Source organism: Methylobacterium sp. A54F (genome assembly GCF_053346035.1).
This window is the reverse complement of the sequence record NZ_JBKFBF010000068.1, coordinates 1-344: the sequence shown is the minus strand read 5'-3', so window position 1 is coordinate 344 and position 344 is coordinate 1. Positions and strand designations below refer to the sequence as shown.

At 65.7% G+C, this 344-nt stretch carries 1 protein-coding gene; it reads left to right on the top strand.

Going from position 1 to position 344, the window contains the following annotated elements:
• On the top strand, positions 1-344 hold a 344-nt coding region (locus ACLBXP_RS25360), incomplete at both ends, for a dihydrodipicolinate synthase family protein (protein WP_447670601.1).

Below are 344 nucleotides of genomic sequence, written 5' to 3'. Positions count from 1 at the left end.
CGTCACGCCCTACTACAACAAGCCCACGCAGGACGGGATGTTCGCCCACTCCCAGGCGGTCAACGACGCGGTCGGCATCCCGATCATCATCTACAACATCCCGGGCCGCTCGGTGGTCGACATGAGCGTCGAGACCATGAAGCGGCTGTTCGAACTCAGGAACATCGCCGGCGTGAAGGACGCCACGGCCAAGCTCGACCGCGTCAGCCTGCAGCGCCAGGCGCACGGGGAAGACTTCATCCAGCTTTCTGGCGAAGATGCGACGGCGCTGGGCTTCAACGCGCATGGCGGCCGCGGCTGCATCTCGGTGGTTTCGAACGTGGCGCCTCGCCTCTGCGCCGACC